This is a genomic window from Acetivibrio clariflavus DSM 19732 (assembly GCF_000237085.1).
Taxonomy (GTDB): Bacteria; Bacillota; Clostridia; order Acetivibrionales; family Acetivibrionaceae; genus Acetivibrio; species Acetivibrio clariflavus.
In genome coordinates this window covers 2,464,683-2,487,808 of record NC_016627.1, presented here as the reverse complement: position 1 = coordinate 2,487,808, position 23,126 = coordinate 2,464,683, and the positions used below count along the sequence as shown (strand labels likewise).

General features: G+C 35.2%; 19 protein-coding genes, 1 pseudogene and 1 CRISPR repeat array. Of the genes and pseudogenes, 19 read left to right on the top strand and 1 reads right to left on the bottom strand.

What is annotated here, in order from left to right; all coding sequences use genetic code 11:
- The 14 genes and pseudogenes from CLOCL_RS10570 to CLOCL_RS10510 all read left to right on the top strand — a co-directional run bounded on the left by CLOCL_RS10570 (position 1) and on the right by CLOCL_RS10510 (position 15,486).
- On the top strand, positions 1-675 hold the full coding sequence (locus CLOCL_RS10570) for an RAMP superfamily CRISPR-associated protein (protein ID WP_014255345.1): 675 nt from the start codon (positions 1-3) through the stop codon (positions 673-675).
- On the top strand, positions 668-2,269 hold the full coding sequence (locus CLOCL_RS10565; RefSeq protein ID WP_014255344.1) for an RAMP superfamily CRISPR-associated protein: 1,602 nt from the start codon (positions 668-670) through the stop codon (positions 2,267-2,269). Before CLOCL_RS10570 ends, CLOCL_RS10565 begins: the two co-directional genes overlap by 8 nt.
- The gene (locus tag CLOCL_RS10560; protein ID WP_014255343.1) at positions 2,266-3,597 is read left to right on the top strand and encodes an RAMP superfamily CRISPR-associated protein; all 1,332 of its coding nucleotides are present in this window, start codon (positions 2,266-2,268) and stop codon (positions 3,595-3,597) included. The genes CLOCL_RS10565 and CLOCL_RS10560 overlap by 4 nt, the downstream gene beginning before the upstream one ends.
- A gap of 6 nt (positions 3,598-3,603) precedes the next feature.
- On the top strand, positions 3,604-3,969 hold the full coding sequence (locus tag CLOCL_RS10555; protein WP_014255342.1) for a hypothetical protein: 366 nt from the start codon (positions 3,604-3,606) through the stop codon (positions 3,967-3,969).
- Between the two features lie 14 nt (positions 3,970-3,983).
- Positions 3,984-6,059, top strand: a complete 2,076-nt coding sequence (locus tag CLOCL_RS10550) for a TIGR03986 family type III CRISPR-associated RAMP protein (protein WP_014255341.1) — start codon at positions 3,984-3,986, stop codon at positions 6,057-6,059.
- A gap of 49 nt (positions 6,060-6,108) precedes the next feature.
- Complete coding sequence (csx2, locus tag CLOCL_RS10545; protein WP_014255340.1) at positions 6,109-7,356, top strand: TIGR02221 family CRISPR-associated protein; 1,248 nt, start codon at positions 6,109-6,111, stop codon at positions 7,354-7,356.
- Positions 7,357-7,407: 51 nt separating this feature from the next.
- Entirely contained in the window at positions 7,408-8,883 is a 1,476-nt protein-coding gene (locus CLOCL_RS10540) for a TIGR02710 family CRISPR-associated CARF protein (protein WP_014255339.1), read from the top strand.
- A gap of 280 nt (positions 8,884-9,163) precedes the next feature.
- Positions 9,164-11,558: a CRISPR direct-repeat array (repeat unit 37 nt; unit sequence GTTGAAGTAGATGTTCCATAAAAATAAGGATTGAAAC).
- An 83-nt stretch (positions 11,559-11,641) separates the two neighbouring features.
- On the top strand, positions 11,642-12,637 hold the full coding sequence (gene cas1 / locus CLOCL_RS10535; protein ID WP_014255338.1) for a CRISPR-associated endonuclease Cas1: 996 nt from the start codon (positions 11,642-11,644) through the stop codon (positions 12,635-12,637).
- Entirely contained in the window at positions 12,631-12,921 is a 291-nt protein-coding gene (gene cas2 / locus CLOCL_RS10530; RefSeq protein ID WP_014255337.1) for a CRISPR-associated endonuclease Cas2, read from the top strand. Before cas1 ends, cas2 begins: the two co-directional genes overlap by 7 nt.
- A complete protein-coding gene (gene cas4, locus CLOCL_RS10525; RefSeq protein ID WP_014255336.1) occupies positions 12,896-13,510 on the top strand; it encodes a CRISPR-associated protein Cas4 in 615 nt (204 codons plus the stop codon). Before cas2 ends, cas4 begins: the two co-directional genes overlap by 26 nt.
- 160 nt (positions 13,511-13,670) lie before the next feature.
- Positions 13,671-14,084: pseudogene (locus tag CLOCL_RS23190) on the top strand (bacteriohemerythrin).
- 5 nt (positions 14,085-14,089) lie between these two features.
- Positions 14,090-14,554, top strand: coding sequence for a chemotaxis protein CheX (locus CLOCL_RS10515; protein ID WP_014255335.1), 465 nt, complete (start codon positions 14,090-14,092; stop codon positions 14,552-14,554).
- Between the two features lie 181 nt (positions 14,555-14,735).
- Positions 14,736-14,897 (top strand): CPC_1213 family protein, encoded by a 162-nt coding sequence (locus tag CLOCL_RS22530; RefSeq protein ID WP_014255334.1) that lies wholly within the window; start codon positions 14,736-14,738, stop codon positions 14,895-14,897.
- Entirely contained in the window at positions 14,872-15,486 is a 615-nt protein-coding gene (locus CLOCL_RS10510; RefSeq protein WP_014255333.1) for an HDIG domain-containing metalloprotein, read from the top strand. The genes CLOCL_RS22530 and CLOCL_RS10510 overlap by 26 nt, the downstream gene beginning before the upstream one ends.
- 74 nt (positions 15,487-15,560) lie before the next feature.
- Here the strand turns inward: CLOCL_RS10510 and CLOCL_RS10505 are convergent, their stop codons facing one another.
- Positions 15,561-17,126 (bottom strand): FAD-dependent oxidoreductase, encoded by a 1,566-nt coding sequence (locus CLOCL_RS10505; RefSeq protein ID WP_014255332.1) that lies wholly within the window; start codon positions 17,124-17,126, stop codon positions 15,561-15,563.
- 185 nt (positions 17,127-17,311) lie between these two features.
- Between CLOCL_RS10505 and CLOCL_RS10500 the strand changes: the two genes are divergently transcribed.
- The 5 genes from CLOCL_RS10500 (at position 17,312) to CLOCL_RS10480 (ending at position 23,125) form a co-directional block, all read left to right on the top strand.
- Positions 17,312-17,920, top strand: a complete 609-nt coding sequence (locus CLOCL_RS10500) for an HAD family hydrolase (protein WP_014255331.1) — start codon at positions 17,312-17,314, stop codon at positions 17,918-17,920.
- 513 nt (positions 17,921-18,433) lie between these two features.
- A complete protein-coding gene (locus tag CLOCL_RS10495) occupies positions 18,434-19,189 on the top strand; it encodes a (S)-benzoin forming benzil reductase (RefSeq protein ID WP_014255330.1) in 756 nt (251 codons plus the stop codon).
- A gap of 186 nt (positions 19,190-19,375) precedes the next feature.
- Positions 19,376-20,872: an IMP dehydrogenase gene (locus CLOCL_RS10490; protein ID WP_014255329.1), complete on the top strand. Its 1,497-nt coding sequence runs from the start codon at positions 19,376-19,378 to the stop codon at positions 20,870-20,872.
- A gap of 45 nt (positions 20,873-20,917) precedes the next feature.
- Complete coding sequence (locus CLOCL_RS10485; RefSeq protein ID WP_014255328.1) at positions 20,918-21,343, top strand: GtrA family protein; 426 nt, start codon at positions 20,918-20,920, stop codon at positions 21,341-21,343.
- 54 nt (positions 21,344-21,397) lie between these two features.
- Complete coding sequence (locus tag CLOCL_RS10480) at positions 21,398-23,125, top strand: glutamine--tRNA ligase/YqeY domain fusion protein (RefSeq protein WP_014255327.1); 1,728 nt, start codon at positions 21,398-21,400, stop codon at positions 23,123-23,125.
- Position 23,126: the final 1 nt, after the last annotated feature.

Here is a 23,126-nt window from a genome sequence, read left to right as displayed (position 1 = left end):
ATGGAAGAATATACATTGAAAATTGAATTATTGACGGACGCTGTTTTTGGAAGCGGTAATTCAGTTCCAGGGTTTGTTGATGCTGATGTTTTGCATGATGAATATGGATTTTTATATATCAACGGAAAAACTTTAAAAGGAAAACTGGGAGAAATGGCATCGGTATTTGTAAATATATTAATGGAAATAGATGAATGCAGAGAAATTGCAGAGATATTACAAAAGAAAAAAGAAGAGCTTTTTGGTGTGGCTGAGAAATACAGTCATAGCAAACTAAAATTTTCCGACTGCGAATTTTCGAAAAATATCAAAGATTATTTCAAGTGTTATATGAAAGACTCAGATATCAAGCCGGAGGAAATTTTAGAAGCACTAACGCATATAGAAACTCAGACATCTATTAATTACGTTTCAGGTGTTGCAAAGAAAAATTCATTAAGAAATTATAGAGTGATAAACAGGGGAATTGTACTTTATTCGACTGTTTATTCACCTAAGAAACTGGATAATGAGGATAAAATTCTTTTGGCTTCGGCTTGTTCTATGCTCCGTCATTTGGGCTCCAATGAAACGAAGGGAAAAGGAGAAGTCAGGGTTTCACTTTGGCTGGAAGAAAAAGAAGTAACACATGAATATATAAGATTTTTAGAAAAGAAGGTGAAGCTAAATGCATAAATCTATTCAGTTTGACATTCAGGCACTGGAGCCTTTGAAACTTGGCAAATTTGAACGGGATTCAAATAATGAGTACAGTTATTCATATATTCCGGGTTCTGTAGTAAAAGGAGCTGTTGCTTGGGGCTTGGTTGAAGAAAAATGCTTTATTCCAAAAGAGATATTGAACGGCATTTCAATATTTTATAATGCTTATCCTTTGCTGGATGGGAATCCTGCAATACCAATGATGCAGGGGTATATGGGTGACAAACAGGAGATACGTTCAAATAAAGATAATGTCCATGTGGTACACTCATTTAACAGAAAAATAGAAAACAGCATTCCTTTAAACAATTATGAATTTGTGGTTAAAGATGCGAAAAATGAAAAGCTCCTGCTGGGATATAATCCGGGAAAGATCGAAAATCTTCATATCAATAAAAAAGATACGTTAAATGACAATAGTAAATTAAAAATGTTCAGATATGAGGCAATAAGAAAAGGTGAATGCTTTAGAGCCTATATTCGAGTTCCTGAGAAGTATTATGATGACATAGTAAAAATATTGAGTAAAGATTATATTTATTTCGGCGGTTCAAGGGGAAGTGGCTATGGAAAGTGCAGAGTAATTAGTATAAAAGAAGTTTCTACTGTTTGTTTATATGAATCGGATTTGGATATTAAAGAGGATTTATATATTTACTTTTTATCTGATGCAATACTTTATTACAACGGTAAAGTTAATACATACATACCGGAAAATGAATTAAAAGAAATGCTTGGAATTGAAGGTAAATGTGAATATATAGAGTCTTATTCAAGTCTTGGAGTTGCGGCATCTTACAATACTTTGTACAGAACAAATACAGTTTGCTACACCGCCGTATTGAAGGGGAGTGTAATAAAGTACAAAGTGGAAGGAAAGATTAACCCGGATAGAATAAAAAAATTGGCATCTGAAGGTGTTGGACTAAGAAGAGAGGACGGATATGGCCAAATTGCCGTATTGGGCAAAATTCAAGATGATATGGTCGTTTCAAGATATAGGGAAAAAGATATTGTTGAAAAATCAGATATTGAACTTACAGATGAGGACAAACATGTTGCAAATATGATTTTATGTAATATTTTTAAGAGCCGGTCAAGACTTCAAATTGAAAAAATGGTAATAGGACTGCTAAAAGATGTAAAGAGACCTCAAGAAAGTCTTCAAAGTCAAATAGGAAAGCTTCTGAATATTTTCCAAAATGGGTTCTACCAGACGGAACATGACTTTAGAAAATATTTGAATGAATATCTTGAACACATAAGAAAGAAAAAGGGAAAGGACGTATGGCATAAATTGTATGACTTTACTGTTGCAAACACTTTGGACAAGTCCAGTTCAGAAAGACTAAGTATTCAAAAAATGCTTGAAGATTTTGTACAGAATAAATCCAATTCTGTTTTCCGTGAAATTGAGAATATTGTGAGTAAAGGCATTACATTGGGCAGATGCCAATATCCTGTTGAAAGTCAAAAAGCTCAAGTTCTATATAATCTTAAAATGGGCTTCTTTATCAGTTTTTTTGAATACTGTCTGAGATTGAAAGAAAAAGAGGTGATATCATGATTTATAAAAACAGATTGTTTAAAACAATAAGATACAATGTTAAAGCAACAACGATTTCACCTTTGGCAATTAGAGATGACGAAGATAATCTGAAAATAGATCAACTGACAGGTAAAGTTTATATACCCGGTTCATCTGTTGCAGGTGCTTTTCGAAACTATTATGAAAATTACATTGATAAGAATTCCAATGAGAATTTTAATGAATTGTTCGGCGGCCAAAAAACAGGAATGAGTCAGATTGTTTTTTATGACGGTTATCTTGTTAATGATTATGTGAAAGCGATGATTTCGTCAAGACCGGGAATAAAGATGGATCCTAAAAGAATGACAGTTGAAGTTTCAGATGATGTTAAAAAATCCGGTAAGAAATTTAAAAGACGTTTTTTAAATGAAGGATTAACTTTTGAGTTTGTTTTTGAGCTGAACAATTATGAAGATGATGCTGGAAAATTTGAAGAAAAGCAAAGAAAATTCGAAGATTTGCTAAAAGCTTTCTCAATAGGGGATATTTCATTGGGAAGTAACAAAATGATAGGCTATGGGAGATTTAAAGTGGACTCAATTTCAAAAAGTGTATTTGACTTTACAAATATTAATGACTTGTTTAAGTATATGTTGAGAAAAAACAACAGCACTGAAATAACTCAAGATATATTAGGCAGGGAGCGAGAGACTTCAAAAGTTCGTTTTAAAATAAAAGGAAAAACTGTTACCCCTCTATTGGTGAAAGACGAAACAGTTCGTTTATCAAACCAGCCGGACGGCATTAACATAAAAGACAGCAGAGGCAACTATATTATTCCCGGAAGTTCAATTAAGGGTGTTATAAGGTCACGCGCGGAGAGACTGCATAAAACCTTTCCCTGCATTGGTGAGGAAATTTTAACAAATATATTTGGTATAGAATCAAAAAAGGATGATGATGGACATATTTCAAGACTAAGTTGCTTTGATGCGGTAGTTAAAAATCCCAACAAAGGTATATACAACAAGATAAAGATTGACTATTTTACAGGAGGAGTCATGCAAAGAGCATTGATGAATGATGAGGTTGTAATGGGAGATGTTGAGATAGAGTGTACCTTTAACACATCAGGGTTAAATGATTACAAAAAAGAGATAGGGCTTTTGCTTTTGGTGCTAAGGGATTTGTGCAAAGAAGATCTGAGTATCGGAAGCGGTTATGCTGTAGGGAGAGGATATATCAAGGCAGATGCTTTGGAATTGTATGATGGTGAAAAATTGGTTTTTGATTTTAAGTCACCGGATGGAGAGATATTGAAAATATTTGATTCCTACATATCGAGTTTGATGAACGTGGGGTGATGACAAATGAAAATTGAAAAAATTCAAAGCGGAGATATAGCTTCTTTGATAAAAGATTTTAACAATTACATTATATACTACTTTGATAATTTGAAATTTGGCAAGGGCCAAATAGAACTGGATACAGATAATGTTAATGAAGCTTTTTTCTTTGGAGAAGGTAAGTGTTTGCACATATACAGGGAAGACGGAGTAAAAGGGATGCTTTATATAGAAGAACCGGAGGATAAAGAGTTTATTTTGGAAGAACAGATTTTAGAAGATCGGATTTTAAAAGAACCTCTTAAAGTTTTGGCTGTAAAAAAATACATTGAATATGATGAGGATGGACAGGCTTATATATCAAGAACGTTGCCGGTAAAGTTCATATAAGGGAGGAATGAGTTATGGGCAATAATGAAAATGTTGTGTATAAATCGAAAGCGCCATATAACTTTATTGAATTGGAAGACTTCATTTTGGATAAATGTAGAGAAGAAGAACTATTAATGCATGAAAGGTATCATGATGGATTGAAGACAGGATGTATTCAGTATGAAATCAAGGTAATAACACCTCTTCATATTTCTGCAGGCAAAAAAGAATTTGGTAAAGAGAAAGAAGATAGTGAGGAAGATAATTCAAGAGAAGAAGAACTCTTTAAAAATCCTCTTGGGCAATATGTTATTCCGGGAAATACAATTCGCGGTCTCGCAAGGTACAATGCTTCCATATTTTCTTTTGCGTCAGTGATAAATGAGCCAAAAAGAAAGAAAGATATTGAGAACAAAAGATTTTTTTACAGAACTTTTGCATCCAAAGATGCAAATATTAGAAAGTGGTATTCTGATACTTTGGGAATGAAGCCGGGTCAAAGGGGAAGTTTCAGGTACACTGTTCTTCAAAAAGTTCAGGCCGGTTACATACGTAAAAGGGGAGAGGAATATGTTATTACTCCTGCAGTTAAGATAGGAAACAAAAATGTGGACGATGAAAGCAGAATGAAATCGTATATGCCAATACATGAGTGGGAACTAAGAAATTTAAACGTTCAAGGGGTATATTATTTATACAATGACAATCTCAAAAAAGAAGATTACAAAAGTGATTCGACTTTAAGAGAAAACCGTAACAGTCAGTACAGACCATACTTTATAGAAGTAAGATATAATGTTGCGGAGGGAAAACCTAAAATTGATATTAACGGAAAGTTCAAAGGTATGCTTGCCAATTCAAATTATATAAATAGCAAGAGGCACCACTATTTAATATTTGAGGAAGATAAAAACAGTGCTGAAATAGTTGTATCAAAAAAATTGGCAGAACTTTACACAGATGATTTGAAGTACACGCAAGAGCGCAATGCTGCAAGCAAAGAGATTTATAAAGAATATTATGAACTTCCCAAAGAAGGAGAAGTAAAACCGGTTTTCTTTGTAAAAGAAGGTGACAGGCTTATTTTTGGTTTTACTCCGTATCTGAGGATTCCAGCCGAAGGAGATATATATGACGGAATACCGGAGGCTCACAAAAATTATACCGGAACAGATTTCATTGATGCGATGTTTGGATGGAAAGATTTTAGAACGAAGCTTTCGTTTTTGGATGCTGTTTGTGAAAGTCCAAATCCTGAAATAACAAAAGAGTATGAAATGATGTTGGCGGAGCCAAAACCGTCATGGTATAAAGGTTATTTAAAACAAAGAAAAGACACTTTGGAATCGTATAGCACAGAAGGGTACGAAATAAGAGGACGGAAGTTTTACTGGATGAAAGAAAGTCTTGATATTCAAGGAATGGAAGAACAGGAAAAGAAAGAAAGACTTGTTACAAGGATGAAGTGCTATGCAGAAAATACTAAATTTATAGGAAAAGTTAAATTTGAAAATTTGACAGATGAGGAATTGGGACTTTTGATATACTCATTAAAACAAGGAGACACTGAAGGATACTTTAACATGGGTAAAGGAAAGCCTTATGGATTCGGTAAATGCAGGATACGGATTTTGGGACTTTTTATAGAAGATATAAAAGAAAAGTACACTTCTTTTAATGCTAATTATCTCAAGGAAGAAAAGACAGACAAGTATGTGGAAACTTTCAAGAAATACATAATCGAACATTACAGAATAAAGGTGAGCAATGTAAAAGAAATTATAAGTTACAGGGAGTTTGAACTTAGTAAAAAGGTTTTGAAAAATTCAGAGACTAGATATATGAAGGTAGGAGAGTTCGCAAAGAGGGCTGAGTTGCCTACATTGGAAGATGCTGTCCGTGAAACGGGAAATGTAATATCTACAAAAATGAAAGGAATAACGCAGAAAAATGGTAATCATGAGGTAAAACGTGACAAGCGGAAGAACCATAATGAATCAAATAAACAGCATAATAAAAAAGGTTATTACAATAATACAAAATCATTAAATCTAAATACTGAAGCTTTTAATATACTTAAAAATTATAAATTTGAAAATGATGAATAAGTCAATTTTGGAAAGAGGAAAAAGTTTAGAGGTCAAGGGGGATAGAATAATGGCTAAAAAACTTTTTGCGTTTTTGGGAATTGGAGATTATAAAAGTGTAGAGTATTATTTTCAAAATAAAAACGAAGGATATAAAACAGAGTATATACAAGAAGCTATTACTAAATTATTGGATGAACAAGATTTAAATGTTACAGTATTTGTGACAGAAGAAGCACGAAAGAAGCATTGGGAACCTGAAAGTAATATTGGCCTTAAAAGTAAATTGGAAAAATTAAACATTAATTGCAAAGCAGTTGATATACCTGATGGGAAAGCAAATAATGATGTGTGGAAAATTTTTTTAAATGTATATAACGAGATTGATATAAATGATGAAATATATGTTGATGTGACGCACTCTCTTAGAAATATACCAATAATATTTATGTCTGTTTTAAATTATGCAAAGGTTGCAAAAAACTGTATTATTAAAGGAATATTTTATGGCGCGTATGAAGCTAAAGAAAATGATAGAGCACATATATATGATTTGACATTGTTTGATCAGATTGGAGAATGGAGTTCGGGAGTTGAACAATTGCTTATGACGGGTGAATGTGAGATGTTCTGTTCCACTGTTGAAAAAACTTTAGGTCCTTTATTAAGGGAAGCAAAAGGAACAGATGAGTTAATTAAACTTGTAAAAAAATGTTCAAAACTTATAAAAGAATTTTATACAGATTTGAAACTTGTGAGAGGAAAATCAGTTTTAGAAGACGGTAGAAAGTTGTATCAAGTTTTGTGTGAAATTAAAGCGTTAAATACAGAAAAGCATATTACTATACAACCGTTTTTTCATATACTGGAACAAGTTGAGAATCAGGTAGCTTTCTTTCAAAATGAAAATCTGATAGAAAATATATTAGAATGTGTTAAACTATGTAAAAAATTTGGTCAATATCAACAAGCCTATACATTTTTAAGAGAAAATATAATCAATTATGTTTGTATAAATACAGGTCTTGATTGGGAAAAGGAAGATCCCGATAGATTAATTGCAGAAGAATTAATTGGTAAATTATACGCTAAAAACATAAAGAAACTTCAAATTGAGATCGTTGGAGATATAAAAACTATACTGGAAAACAGGGGAAATTTCATTTCTGATGATACAATTGAGTTGTTTGGAGAGTTAATTGAATTTAGAAATGATCTTGATCATGCGCAATTTAGAATGGTTAACCCTTCTAAAGATAAATTTGCATGCAAACTTGATTCGTTTATTGAGAGATTTGAAAAATATTACATATCTTAATAATTTGAGTTGAGTTCTTATTTGTTTATATAATATGGAAAGGAAGATTTTATGAATGATATTTATATAAAAATGAAAGAAAAGAGAGATATGTGGTATGCAATGGACAGAAGCAACAATGAACGAAGAATACTTGCAGAACAGTATTACAAAAAGGAATTAATGCCGCTTATTATTGAGTATTTCATTCAGGAAAATGCTAAAAAGGTTACTGGAAATTGCGATGCAATGGTGCTTACCCTTGGGACGTCATATGAACCGTTGGTATTATCCATTGCAGTATTAAAACCTGAAAAAGTACTGATTTTATATACCGATAAGTCTCATCATCTTCTGGATGAAGTAATAGAATTTACGAAGTTAAAACCAAGTCAATATATAGCAACTGATGTGGATGCGGAAAATCCGTTGCAGTTATATCAAAAAATAAAAGATATTTATGAAAAATGGGGAAGGCCAAAGAATATTTATGTTGATTTTACTGGTGGAACAAAATCCATGGCTGCCGGATGTGCAATGGCAGGTTCTGCTATAGGCGCAAAACTAATCTATGTTGGTGGAAATTTTCTTCCGGATCTCAGAAAACCTGAACCTGGAAGTGAAAAACTGTGTTATATTGACGATCCTTATTCTGTTTTTGGGGACTTAGAAGGAGAACAGGCTATATCGCTATTTAACAATATGGATTATGTCTCAGCATATAGAATATTTAAAGAACTTGAACAGAGAGTTCCAGGGACAAAAGCAAAGGAATATAGTGCATTAAAATACATATCAAAAGCTTATAATGCTTGGGACAGCCTTGATATAAGCAAAGCATCTGAAAATTTGTCTAGGTGTTGTGAAATAATTGAAACAGAAGGAAAATTGGAGAAGGGTTTTACTCTAAGTTCACATATTGAAAAGTTAAAAAAACAGTTAGAAGTCATCAAAGTATTGGAAAAAATTCATTGTAGTGAAGAAGCAACTAAGGATAAAAGTATAATATTTAACAATATAGGTTATTTGATTGCAAATTTGTATCAAAACGCAATGAGAAGAGAAAAACAGGAAAAATATGAGATGGCCTCTCTGCTTTTATACCGCATTCTTGAAATTGTAGAACAGAAAAGATTGTGGAATTATGGTATTGATACATCGAATGCTGATTTTACTAAATTATGTGAAGATGAAAGTATTCTACTTGAAAATGCCAATAAAATCATAAGAAAGATAAAAGGGTTAAATGAGTGGAAACAATTGGATAGAAAAATAAGTCTTTTGGCAGGATATATAATACTTGCGGCAGTTGGGGATGAGATAATGAAAACAAAAAAGCCGGGAAAAGAAACTGATAGTATAAATAGATTAAGAAGTAAGGTTGATGTAAGAAATAATAGTATTTTTGCTCATGGTTACGAGTTTATAAGTAAAGAAAAGTATATGGAGTTTAAAAAAGTGGTTGAAGATTACATAGATTTACTATGTTCTATTGATTGTATAAATAAGGAGGAAATATTCTCAATTTGTAAGTTTATCAATCTCTAGAAAAATTTGAAATACAAAAGTATTGAATCTATATATTTATTATGATATGTTGGAATAGGAGATAAAATATTATGGAAAATTGTGGCTGAAAAATTATTGAAAAATTTTTATTAATATGGTTGTAGGTATTGAAATTACTGAGGTGTAAGCTTGTGTTGATAACTCAAAAATGTATAAAAATATGTAAGAATTTGCCGATTTATAATAGGAGAAGCTCAAAAAAGTTCCGTCAAAAAAATCTTGTAAGCGTTAATTTTTAAGCGATACAGCTTTACGGGCTGTTGAAGTAGATGTTCCATAAAAATAAGGATTGAAACAGATATAACTGAAAGTATTTGAGGCCTGTTGCTGCAGTTGAAGTAGATGTTCCATAAAAATAAGGATTGAAACTCCATAGCTTCAGGACATATAGCTATAGATAAATATAGGTTGAAGTAGATGTTCCATAAAAATAAGGATTGAAACATAATATATACTTTTCTGTATCAGGAGGGAAAGACAGGTTGAAGTAGATGTTCCATAAAAATAAGGATTGAAACAGTTTGCTCCAAGCTACTTGTAGGGGGTGTATATATGTTGAAGTAGATGTTCCATAAAAATAAGGATTGAAACAATGCATGAATTTCGTCAGCAATTGCTATGTTACAGGTTGAAGTAGATGTTCCATAAAAATAAGGATTGAAACGCCTGGACAGTTTGGCTTTTGCTTTTTGTCAATTTCAGTTGAAGTAGATGTTCCATAAAAATAAGGATTGAAACTATCTTGCATCACATAAAGAATCCGCCAAAAGAGGTGTTGAAGTAGATGTTCCATAAAAATAAGGATTGAAACTCCTGAACAAATATTTTCAGATAGACTCCATCATCAGTTGAAGTAGATGTTCCATAAAAATAAGGATTGAAACTTGCTATCTTCCCAAAGTTTTCTTTGTTCTTCTTCGTTGAAGTAGATGTTCCATAAAAATAAGGATTGAAACATGCTATACGACAGAGCCTAGAACTAGGAGGGCATCCTAGGTTGAAGTAGATGTTCCATAAAAATAAGGATTGAAACGCATTGATGGATATCCGAGATAAATTAAGAGAATTGCAGGTTGAAGTAGATGTTCCATAAAAATAAGGATTGAAACTAAACAAACGTGGATTCTTAGGGAATTCGTTAGGTAGTTGAAGTAGATGTTCCATAAAAATAAGGATTGAAACAGTCGTCGACATTTGTTCCTGTAGTTCCAAAGCCCCGTTGAAGTAGATGTTCCATAAAAATAAGGATTGAAACAAAACTCTTCTTGAGTGATTTCGTGGAGTTCACAGTGTTGAAGTAGATGTTCCATAAAAATAAGGATTGAAACGAGAAAATGAAATAAATCTTTCGCAAATAGTAAATGTTGAAGTAGATGTTCCATAAAAATAAGGATTGAAACCTTCTTGCCATAAAGCCGCTAAACCTTCCGCAATTGGTTGAAGTAGATGTTCCATAAAAATAAGGATTGAAACTATTATAGGGCAAGATAAAATTGATCGTATGTGGTGTTGAAGTAGATGTTCCATAAAAATAAGGATTGAAACCGGAAGTTGACAACTTTCGGTTTGAGGTGGCTGGCGATAGTTGAAGTAGATGTTCCATAAAAATAAGGATTGAAACAAGGCGGTGAGTGTAGATGATTAACTGTAAATATTAGTTGAAGTAGATGTTCCATAAAAATAAGGATTGAAACACAACTCATCAAGATTTTTGCGCAACTCGATGATGAGTTGAAGTAGATGTTCCATAAAAATAAGGATTGAAACCATTATCCCAACACTTAATTTTTCGGGGAGAATCTAGTTGAAGTAGATGTTCCATAAAAATAAGGATTGAAACCCAAAGGATTACATAAGTGTATCTCAAATCAACATGGTTGAAGTAGATGTTCCATAAAAATAAGGATTGAAACAGAACAGATATACCTATATACGTGAAAATATAATTAGTTGAAGTAGATGTTCCATAAAAATAAGGATTGAAACTTACAATGCTGTTTTTCGTTCACTTTCGGTATAAATTGGTTGAAGTAGATGTTCCATAAAAATAAGGATTGAAACCTCAATTTCAAGGCTCTTCAATGCCTCCACTAATATGGTTGAAGTAGATGTTCCATAAAAATAAGGATTGAAACCTTGCATACAGTGATAATTTTACCGACAAAGGAAGACCTTGTTGAAGTAGATGTTCCATAAAAATAAGGATTGAAACTAAAGTTTGGAGGTGGTTGCGTGGTCAGGCACAGGGGTTGAAGTAGATGTTCCATAAAAATAAGGATTGAAACACAGCTTATTGGCGGTCTCCACACCTAGATTCTCTAGTTGAAGTAGATGTTCCATAAAAATAAGGATTGAAACTATAAATAAGACTCAAACCAGCTACTGTAATCAGCTAGTTGAAGTAGATGTTCCATAAAAATAAGGATTGAAACCCCTTTTCTCGTATCGCGTCATATTGTCCCCTCCAAAGTTGAAGTAGATGTTCCATAAAAATAAGGATTGAAACTCTGTTATTTCATAAGTTTTTTCTGGGGTATACTCCCAGTTGAAGTAGATGTTCTATAAAAATAAGGATTGAAACGAAATCTTCAAGACCTTCTTCAAGAATCCAATTCCAGTTGAAGTAGATGTTCCATAAAAATAAGGTTAAAAACTGTCCATATACCATTAACTATTAGTGATGTAGACGATACATCAAACAGATTCCGAAATCAAAAAATGCTTTTGGAGGTGTAAAATGAAGCTGGTGCTTAACACACCGGGCCTTTATCTTTGCAGGCGGGGAGAGTGCTTTCAAATCCAGGACAATAATGAGAAGAAAGAAATCGCTGCTGCAAAAGTGGATCAGATTATGATTACAACTCATGCTGCTATGACCACTGATGCAATTGAACTGGCCCTGGAGAATAACATAGATATAATATTCCTGAAAAGTACCGGTCAACCGATGGGAAGGGTATGGCATTCAAAACTTGGAAGTATAAGTACCATAAGGAGAAAACAGTTATTTCTTCAGGATAGTCCGTTTGGGTTGTTACTTATAAAAGAATGGCTGGTTGAAAAAATGGATAACCAGATAAAATTGCTTAATAAATTGGCAGCAAACCGTCGTGATGAAGAACGTCGTAAAATAATAAAAGATGCTTTGGAAAAGATTCAGAAGCAAAAGGAAAATATACAAGCGATCCCTTCAAATGAAACAGTGGAAAACGTCAGAGGATTGATTCTCGGATATGAGGGAACTGCCGGTAGAGTATATTTTGAAACACTCGGAAAACTTATACCGGAAAAATATTATTTTGAGAAGAGAAGCCGAAATCCTGCCTTAGATCCATTCAATTGTATGTTGAATTATTCCTATGGTATTTTGTATTCCAGTGTGGAAAAAGCATGCATTATAGCAGGCTTAGACCCCTATATAGGTATAATGCATACTGATAATTACAACAAAAAGGCATTGGTTTTTGATCTTGTTGAGATGTATAGGGGATATATGGATGAGATTGTATTCCGACTGTTTAGTACCAAAAAAGTGGAAGATGAATTCTTTGACAGGGTTGAAGAGGGATATTATCTCAATAAAGAAGGAAAGAAATTGTTAATAGGCGAGTATAACAAAGAGTTGGAAGTTAAAATGAATTACCGGGGAAGATGTATCGAGTTTGCAAACATAATTCAATATGATTGCCATCAGATAGCTAACAGGATTCTGAAGGAGGAGATAAAGTGCTGACATGGGTTATATATGACATTGCTTCAACCAAAACAAGGAATAGTATAATTAGAAAATGCAAAAATGTCGGGCTTTATCGCGTCCAAAAGAGCGTATTTTTAGGAGATTTGGAGGACAATAAATTTGATGAGTTGAAGTTGGAACTCGATAGCATCATTGATAAAGATAAGGATTCGGTATATGTATTTCCGATGAGCAAAGCTGAGTTGAACAAGGCTGGTTTATTGGGGCAGGCCTTTGACAAGGAGCTGGTTACTGATGAAATTATCTCAAAATTTTTTTAATGAGAATCAATATTATATAACACCTTCCGATATAATTGAATTCTTGTATTGCAAAAGGTTTGCATATTATATGAAATGCCTTGGAATAAGCCAAAATGAGGAAAAGCGTTTTAAAGTTATGATGGGCAGGCAGCTCCATGAGAAGAGAGAAAGTGAGAACAGAGATTACCTTCGTAAAAAGATTGGTTCCTGCGGTAAAAGGATTGGTGTCAATTTAGTTTCCGAAAAGTACGGGATAAAAGGCAATGCAGATGAGATTCATGAGCTTGAAGACGGGACAATGGCTCCTTTGGATTATAAATATGCGAAGTACGAGGAAAGGCTTTTTAAAACCTATAAAAATCAAATGGTTTTGTATGCGTTGATGATTGAAGAAGTGTATGGCAAACCGGTTAACAAAGGCTATTTGGTTTACTGCAGAGAGGGAAACCGGTTGGTTGAGATTGAAATAACGAAAGAGGATAAAGATAGAGTTTTGGAATACCTGGATGAATATCGCAGAGTTTTGGAAGGGTATTATCCGCAAGCTGCAAAAGAAAAAAGCAAGTGTACTGACTGTTGTTACAGAAATATATGTACAAAGTGTTAAGCGAAGATTTAATACTGCCAAAAATTTTTCTATTTTTTTCTTTTTTTTTGTATAAAGTAATTTGATATATTTACCGAAAGATATTTAAGAATAAGAAATTTGAAAAATTAACAGAAGCATCAATAAACCAATTTATAAAAAGAAAGGTGTGATGGTTGCAATGATGTGGAAGGACAAGTATAAAATTGGTATAGATGAAATAGACAAGCAGCATGAAGAGCTTTTCGGACGTGTTTCGGATTTTAATCAGGCTATTTGAAGTGATGAGGACTGGGAAACCAGAGTAAATAAAGTAAAAGAAACAATGGCTTTTATGAAAGACTATATAATTACGCATTTCAATGAAGAAGAAGCCTATCAGGAGGAAATTAACTACCCATACCTCGAAGAACATAGAGATGCCCATATTAAATTTAAGGAATCTGTCAATAACTATGTCAAGATTTTCGAAGAAGAGGGATTTACTGAAGAAAAAATTCAAGAATTCGGCGGAAAACTTATGACCTGGCTGATTATGCATGTCGGAAATATGGATCAAAAGATTGGAGAATATGTGAAAAGCAAGGGGGGGTAATCCTAATGAAAGCAGAGTATGTAAATTCCTTTTATGCTGCCACTAAAAACGTATTTCAATTACTGGTTGACATAGAGCCTAAAAGAGGCGATTTGAAAGTGGTGGATAGTTTATCCAATGATAAGGATGCCAATGTTGAACTTGGTGTAAAAGGAGACATAAAGGGTAAAGTCCTGTTTAGTTTCCCAAAAAATATGACTTTGGAAATGGTTAAAATTATGTCCGGTATGGAAATGGATAAAATCGACAACTTTGCTTCTTCAGCCCTTGGAGAAATAGCCAATATTATCGGTGGAAATGCCATGACTCTTTTGTCGGAGAACAATTATACCTGTGATATTGAACCGCCTCAGATATATATTGGCGATTACAAAGCGGTGTCTGAAAATGATGAAAAAGCTTTGATGATGTCTTTAATGACTCCAATCGGAGAGTTTGACATAACCATTTCCTTAAAAGAGAAAAAATAGAAACAAGGATCTCTGCAAATTAAAGCAGAGATTTTTTTTTATTTTTTTTAGCTAATCTTTGGCTGAAATTTAAAAAGGGATTGAAAGGATTTTTTGGCATATGGTTTATGTAAACATAATTTGTTTGAAAATATGAAAAACTAATTGTGAAAACATAAAAAAGATAAAGGGGGATGTAAATATGGGAGCTGAAAACAAGAGGAAAAGTACAAAAAATCGCAAGAAAGAGGATGGCAGTTTTCGGTCTAAAAATATCAAACATGACAAGGGAGAAAGCGCAAGGGCTGTTTTTGGGATAAATCCTGAGAATACCGACCATGATCTCAAAAACAGAAGTGTTTAAAGATATTGAAAATCATTTGCTGTATGATGACAAACCATCCTCATATTTAAACGATATATCTAATAGTGAACTATTTAAAGAGTATCCTTTAAATTGGCTTAGAGATATGAAATATACAATGCAGTCACCGAAGCATCATCCGGAAGGAAGCGTATGGAATCACACCATGCTGGTTGTGGATGAAGCAGCAAAGGAAAAACATAAAAGTAAAAATAAGCGTGTATTTATGTGGGCTGCATTGCTTCATGATATAGGAAAGCCGGGTACGACAAAAGTAAGAAACGGAAGGATAACTTCCTATGACCATGACAAGCTTGGCGCAAAAATGACTGAAAAATTCCTGGAGGAATTTTCTCAGGACAGGGAATTTATTGAGGCAGTATCTAATCTTGTAAGATGGCATATGCATATTCTGTTTGTATTAAAGGGCTTGCCTTTTGGAGACATTGAAGGGATGAAAAAGCATACCGATTTGGAAGAACTGGCATTATTGGGGTTGTGTGACCGAATGGGAAGAACCGGGGCAGATCGGGATGAAGAGATGAAAAATATTGATTTGTTCCTGGATAAGGTAATTTCTAAGGTATAGATAAAAATTAAAGCTAAATCCATTCAATTGGGAATTAATTGAATGAATTTAGCTTTTTTTGTGATGAGATTAGCTTAAAAATCGTCTTTTAGCAATTTTTCAATGGTGTTTACATCTTTATGGACTTTTAAAGGAGTTACGGTAGGGCCTTCGACTATATCGCCTTCATAGGTAAATCTTGAACCGTGGCAGGGGCAGTCCCAGGTTTTTTCGGCAGAGTTCCAGCTTAATTCACAACCCATATGGGTACATGTTGTATCCACTATGTGCAGTGTACCCTGTTCATCCCTGTAAGCACCGGCTTTTTGCCCGTTTATCTCAATTATTTTTCCTTCGCCGGGCTTGATATCTTCACTGGCAGGTGCTGGTGAAATTTTACCGCCTATCAGCTCTTTTGCCACATTCAGATTTTCAACAACGAAGTTTTTGGCAGAAGCAATTATTGTCTGCCTGGATGGGTTATATACATCTTTCCAGGGGCTGTCGCCTTTTACAATCAGGTCGCTTAAAATAGCAGCTGCTGCAATAGAGTTTGTCATGCCCCATTTTCCGAAACCTGTGGCAATATACAGGTTTGGGGTTTTGGATGTATAATTTCCCACATAAGGTACGCCATCCATAGTCATGCAGTCCTGGGTAGACCAGCGGTAAGGATAATCTTCAACTGTAAAAATTCTATTGGCGAAGGCTTTGAGCGCTTCATAGTGCATTGTTGTATCTATGCCCTGTCCGGTTTTGTGATGATCACCTCCTACGATAATCAACTCGCCCTGGTCGGTCTTAACAATTCGCAGTGACCGGGCAGGTTCTTCAATATTTATATACATCCCGCCGGGATACTTTTCTTTTGCTTTGATTGCCAAAGCATAAGACCGGTCGGTATATAATCTGCCGAAGTACAGCCCGTGTTTGTTGTAAAAGGGGTAGTGGGAAGCAATTATTACTTTTTCGGCGGTCACTTTCTTTCCTCGATTTGTAATTAAGATGTAATTACCGTGCTCTTCCATATCCACAACCCTGCTCTGTTCAAAAATTCGGACACCGTCGTTATATAGCTTTTGAGCAAGAGGGTGCAGAAATTTAAGAGGATGAAACTGAGCCTGATCGTCAAAACGCACTGCCCCTTTAATAGGTATTGAAAAGGGGATTTCCTCCACATAGGCTGCTTTAATGCCTAAAGAAGAGGCTGTCTCCACTTCATCCTTTATTTGTTCCAGATAGCTTTCATCCTGGGTGAACACATAGGCCGACTGGGGAGTGTAGTCACATTCAATATTGTTTTCGCATATTATCTTTTCTATAATTTTAATGGCTGTCTCATTTGCATCGGCGTATTGTTTGGTCAGTTCTTCACCCATCTGCTTTTTTAATTTGCTGTAAATCAGCTCATGCTGCGAAGTTATTTTGGCAGTGGTGTGCCCTGTGGTTCCTTGCAGTATGCGGTCTGCTTCGAGTATTACTGCATTGATGCCCTGTTTTTTTAGAAAATAAGCGGTAGCGATTCCTGCAAATCCGCCGCCGACAATGGCAATATCGGCTTTTATATCATCGTTTAAAACAGGATATTCCGGCTGCTGTACTGAAGCCATCCAGTAAGATTGAGGGGGATTATTGAAATTTTTATCCAAGTTTGAATTCATATAACCATTCACCTACTATAAACATGATTTACTATATTTTTTGCTAAATTGAATATTATTTATTCAAAACTGATTTGATGGAAACAGGAATAAGCGTCACAATTGAGATGTGGTGATAAAAATAATATAATGTATATGGGCTATAGATATTTGAAAAAAGTAATGATTGAATAATGGAGGATATGATGGATAAAAAGTTTGAGTACATTGTGTTTGACTTAGGCGGGGTTATGGTTGAACTTGCCGCCTATGAGAAAATGATGGAGTGGATGGAACATAAAATTACTCTGGAGGAATTTAATAAAAAATGGCTTTTGTCGAATGCTGTAAGGAGTTTTGAAAGCGGAAAGATAACGCCTTCCGAATTTGCCAACGCAATAATTGAGGAATTTAATTTACCTGTTTCAGAAGAGGAATTTATAAAAGGGTTTATGAATTTTATCAAAGGCTTTTATGACGGTATGGAGGATTTATTAAAAAAACTGTCTCAAAATTATACTCTGGCATGTCTTTCAAATACCAGTGAACTCCATTGGAGTAAATTGTGCAGCGAATATGATATAGAGAGTATGATAAAACACAATTTTCTTTCCTATAAAACCGGATTGAATAAGCCTGATAAAGAGGCTTTTCTGAATGTTATAAGAGCACTGGGTACAGAACCTGACAAAATACTGTATTTCGATGACAATCAGATTAATGTGGATGCTGCAAGACAGGTGGGAATGGAAGCTTACAGGGTTTGCGGCTGTGAAGAGGTATGCAGGGTGCTGGAAGAACTTAAAATTATTTAAAAAATTTTAATTTTGTGTCGCAATAAATAATAGTGTTTCAATAAAAAGAAATTTATGGTAAAATAATAGTATTATACTGATGATAATTGTAAACAGCTATTTGCCATGACGGTCAGAAAAACAATTCAGATTTTAAAAATTTCGTATTTTGTTTTTTCAAAGCATAAATGAGAAATAATAATAGTGTTGAATAAGCTCAAGTTGGGCTCTTAAGGGCATAACGCCTATAGTTTAACCGAAGCTACGGCAATAGGGCAGTTTTAATTTAATCCTGTAATTGGCAATTAATTGGCAAACTCCAAGAATTATCGACATATAAGACTTGTAATTAAGGTTAATATTGTGATATGTTAAAACAGTAGCCGAAATTATAAGAATATTTTGTCGGAAAAATTCAATGCAATCTGCCAATAAAGTATTTGATTTGGGATTAATATGGCACGATGGTTTACATAAAAAAGAAAAAACTGAACATCCTTAAATTTATATAAATTTTAAGAGGGGGACTTTGATATGAATTACTACATAATAACCGGTGCCTCAAGGGGATTGGGAAGGGCGATAGCGGAGAATTTATTGTCAAAGGATAACCATCTGTTCTGCATTTCAAGAAGGATGAATGACGATGTTATAACCGAGGCAGGACTGAAAGATTGTAAAATAGATTATTTCGAGTACGATTTTAATTTTATAGAAGAGATAGACATGCTTATTTCAACAATATTTGAAAGAATAAACTTCAGCAAGGCACAGACCGTTTGCATGATTAACAATGCCGCAACCTTAAACCCCATAAAGCCGGTGGGCAAGTATCCAAGCTTTGAAATTATAAGCAGCATGAATGTCAATTTGATTGCACCGATGCTTTTGATTTCAGAGTTTATAAGACGGACGGAAGAGGTAAGTTGTAACAAAATGATAGTGAATATATCCTCAGGGGCAGGCAAACATCCTTATTACGGTTGGGGATGCTACTGCAGTGCAAAGGCTGCCCTGGACATGTTTACCGGCTGCGTCGGTTTGGAACAGAGCAATTCCCCGAATCCTGTAAAAATAATATCATTTAATCCCGGGATTATGGATACCGATATGCAAAGTGAAATAAGGCAATCAAGGGAGGAGGATTTTGAACAGGTTGAAAGGTTTATAAAGCTCAAAGAGCAGGGAAAATTGAAATCTCCTGATTTTGTCGCAAAAAAACTGCTGGAATTGATACATAATAATGAAACAAAATCAGGAATGCTATATGATATAAATGAACTGCAATAAAAATTGCAGCGCTGTAAGATTGTACCTTGACAAAGGGTGCAATATGATATAAAATAGTAAAAATTTAGTGGTGAAAGATATTAAGGATAGGTTTGATTTTTTGCAAAAGAACCGATAGACAAATAAAACAGATTTGTCTATTTTTAATTGACACTCGTAATAAAAAATATATCTAGGAGGATAAATATGGCATATATATATAATGAAGTTTCCAGAACTTTTAGTGAATATCTTCTCATACCGAATTTGACAACTGAAAGATGCGCACCCGACAGAGTCGATTTGAGTACGCCGCTTGTGAAATATAGAAGAGGAGAGGAAGAACCTGAGCTTAAACTCAATATACCTATTGCTTCGGCAATTATGCAGTCGGTATCCAATGATACCCTTGCAATCGCATTGGCAAGATGCGGAGGAATTTCATTTATCTATGGATCTCAACCGGTTGAATCTCAGGCTGAGATGGTAAGGAAAGTAAAGAAGTATAAATCGGGATTTGTTGTAAGTGATTCTAATTTAAGGGTTGACAATACTTTAAAGGATGTACTTGAATTAAAGAAAAGAATGGGACATTCCACAATTGCTGTTACCGATGACGGAACATCCAACGGTAAGCTTTTGGGTATTGTGACAAGCAGAGATTACAGAATCAGCCGTGATCCTTTGGATAAAAAAGTCGGAGACTTTATGACTCCGTTTTCCAAGCTTATTGTGGGACGTTTAGGTATAACCTTAAGTGAAGCCAATGATATCATATGGGAGAACAAACTGAACTGTCTTCCTATAGTGGACGAGAACCAGAAGCTGCATTATTTTGTATTCAGAAAGGACTATGATGCCCATAAGGAAAATCCCTATGAATTATTGGATAAAAACAAGAGACTCATGGTTGGAGCAGGTATAAACACCAGAGACTATGAAGAAAGGGTTCCTGCTCTTGTGGATGCAGGTGTTGACATTCTTTGTATAGATTCCTCCGACGGATTCTCGGTATGGCAGAAAAGGACTCTTGAATATGTAAAGAGTAATTTCAAGGACATGAAAATCGGCGGCGGAAATGTGGTTGACAGGGAAGGTTTCCTGTATCTTGCAGAAGCTGGTGCCGACTTTGTAAAAGTGGGAATCGGAGGAGGTTCCATCTGTATTACAAGGGAACAGAAGGGTATTGGAAGAGGCCAGGCTACGGCCGTTATCGAGGTGGCAAAAGCCAGAGATGAGTATTTTGAAAAGACAGGAATATATATCCCCATTTGCTCTGACGGAGGAACTGTGCATGATTACCATATTGTATTGGCATTGGCAATGGGTGCCGACTTTGTTATGATGGGACGTTACTTTGCAAGATTTGATGAAAGCCCATCCAAGAAAGTTAAACGTGGAAACAGCTATGTTAAGGAATACTGGGGTGAAGGATCCAACAGGGCAAGAAACTGGCAGAGATATGACCTTGGAGAAAGCACCAATCTTAAGTTTGAAGAGGGTGTAGACAGCTATGTCCCCTATGCCGGTAAATTGAAAGACAACCTGGAAGTTACCTTAAGCAAAATTAAGTCCACAATGTCAAGCTGTGGTGCGGCTTCAATACCTGAACTGCAGCAAAATGCAAGATTGACTTTGGTTTCTTCGGTAAGTATTGTAGAAGGCGGAGCACATGACGTTATTCTGAAAGAGAATGAATACTAATTAAGTGTTGGATTATTGACAATATCTTATCTGGGGGGCTTTTTGGTGGAGAATGGGTTGGTGTCCAGGGTTAAGGAATTGCTTGTAAAATACAAAAGTTTTATAAGATTTGCAATTGTAGGTGTTATTAATACCTTAGTAACCATTGCTCTGAATACTTTGTGCAACAATGTATTCCATCTTTATTACAAGATCAGTTGGGTAATAGGTTTTGCTGGCGGTGTAACCAACAGCTATATTATGAACAAGTTATGGACCTTTGAAAGTAAAGGCGGAAATGCCAGGAAGACGACAAAAGAAATGCTGCAGTTTCTTACGGTGAACCTGGTATCTCTTGGGGCAACAACCCTTGGACTGACGTATTTTGTGGAGAATATGGGAATTAATGAGAATATTGCTCAGCTTCCTACAATAGTGATATCTCAGTTTATTAACTATTTCGGTTATAAACTCTGGGTTTTCAAAAAATAGAACAATTTTGCCTTAAATATAGATTTTACCTGATATATACAAGGAGGAAGTCAGATGGACGAAAATAAGGTAAATGATGTTGAAAAAAGCAGTGATGAAGAGAATAAAGTTGTTTATTCCAACTTTATACAGGATATTATTGATGAAGATATGAAAAGCGGCAGATTTGAAGGCGCTGTGCATACAAGATTCCCGCCCGAACCCAACGGTTATTTGCATATAGGCCATGCCAAGTCTATATGCCTGAATTTCGGTATAGCCGCTCAAAATAAAGGATTGTGCAATTTGAGGTTTGATGATACCAATCCCAGCAAGGAAGAGGATGAATATGTAGAATCTATAAAAAATGACGTTAAATGGCTGGGATTTGACTGGGATGACAGGCTTTATTACGCATCCGACTACTTTGACCAGCTTTATGAATATGCGGTACAGCTCATAAAAATGGGCAAGGCATATGTTTGTGACTTAAGTGCCGATCAGATTCGCGAATACAGGGGAACACTTACTGAACCGGGTAAGGAAAGTCCCTATAGAAACAGGTCTGTGGAAGAAAATCTGGACTTGTTTGAAAGGATGAAAAACGGAGAATTTGAAGAGGGGTCAAGGGTATTGAGAGCAAAGATTGACATGGCTTCTCCCAATTTAAATATGCGTGACCCTGTTTTATATAGAATAATGAAAGTCAGACATCACAGGACGGGAGACAAGTGGTGTATATACCCCATGTACGATTTTGCCCATCCGTTGTCCGACTCCATTGAAAACATCACTCACTCCATATGTACCCTTGAGTTTGAAGACCATAGGCCGTTGTACAACTGGATATTGGAGACCTTGGATGTTAAATGCAAGTCAAGACAAGTTGAATTTGCAAGATTGAACCTGACTTATACCGTAATGAGCAAGAGAAAGCTTCTGCAGCTTGTTAAAGAAGGACATGTAAGCGGTTGGGATGACCCCAGAATGCCGACCATATCGGGGCTTAGAAGGCGCGGATATACTCCTGAGTCCATAAGGGAGTTCTGTGCCCGCATAGGAGTTGCAAAGAGCAACAGTACTGTTGATATTGCATTGCTTGAGCATTGCATAAGAGAAGAGCTTAACTTAAAGGCTACAAGGGTTATGGCTGTTTTACGTCCGCTGAAGGTAGTTATTGACAATTATGAGGAAGGCAGAGTGGAAGAATTTGAAGTGCCCAACAATCCGGAAGATCCAAATGCAGGTACACGTAAAGTACCTTTTTCCCGTGTTATTTATATAGAACAGGATGATTTTTGCGAAAATCCGCCGAAGAAATACTTCCGTTTGGCTCCTGGCCAGGAAGTAAGGCTAAAGGGTGCCTATATCATTAAATGTGAGAGTGTTGTAAAGGATGAAAAGACCGGTGAAATAATTGAAGTACACTGCTCCTATGACCCGGATTCAAGGGGCGGAAGCAGTTCTGACGGAAGAAAGGTTAAGGGCACTATTCACTGGGTATCGGCGCAGCATGCTTTTGAAGCTGAAGTAAGGCTGTATGACTATCTGTTTACCGATCCTAATCCCGGGGCTGATGAAAACGTGGATTTCCTCGAACAGCTTAATCCAAAGTCACTGGAAGTGCTTAAAAACTGTAAGATGGAACCGGGACTGAAAGATGCGAAACCGGGAGATATGTTCCAGTTTTTGAGACTCGGTTATTTCTGTGTTGACAGCGTGGATTCAAAGCCGGGAGCACCGGTGTTCAACAGGACAGTAACATTGAAGGACACCTGGGCTAAGATTGCCAACAAGGGATAGA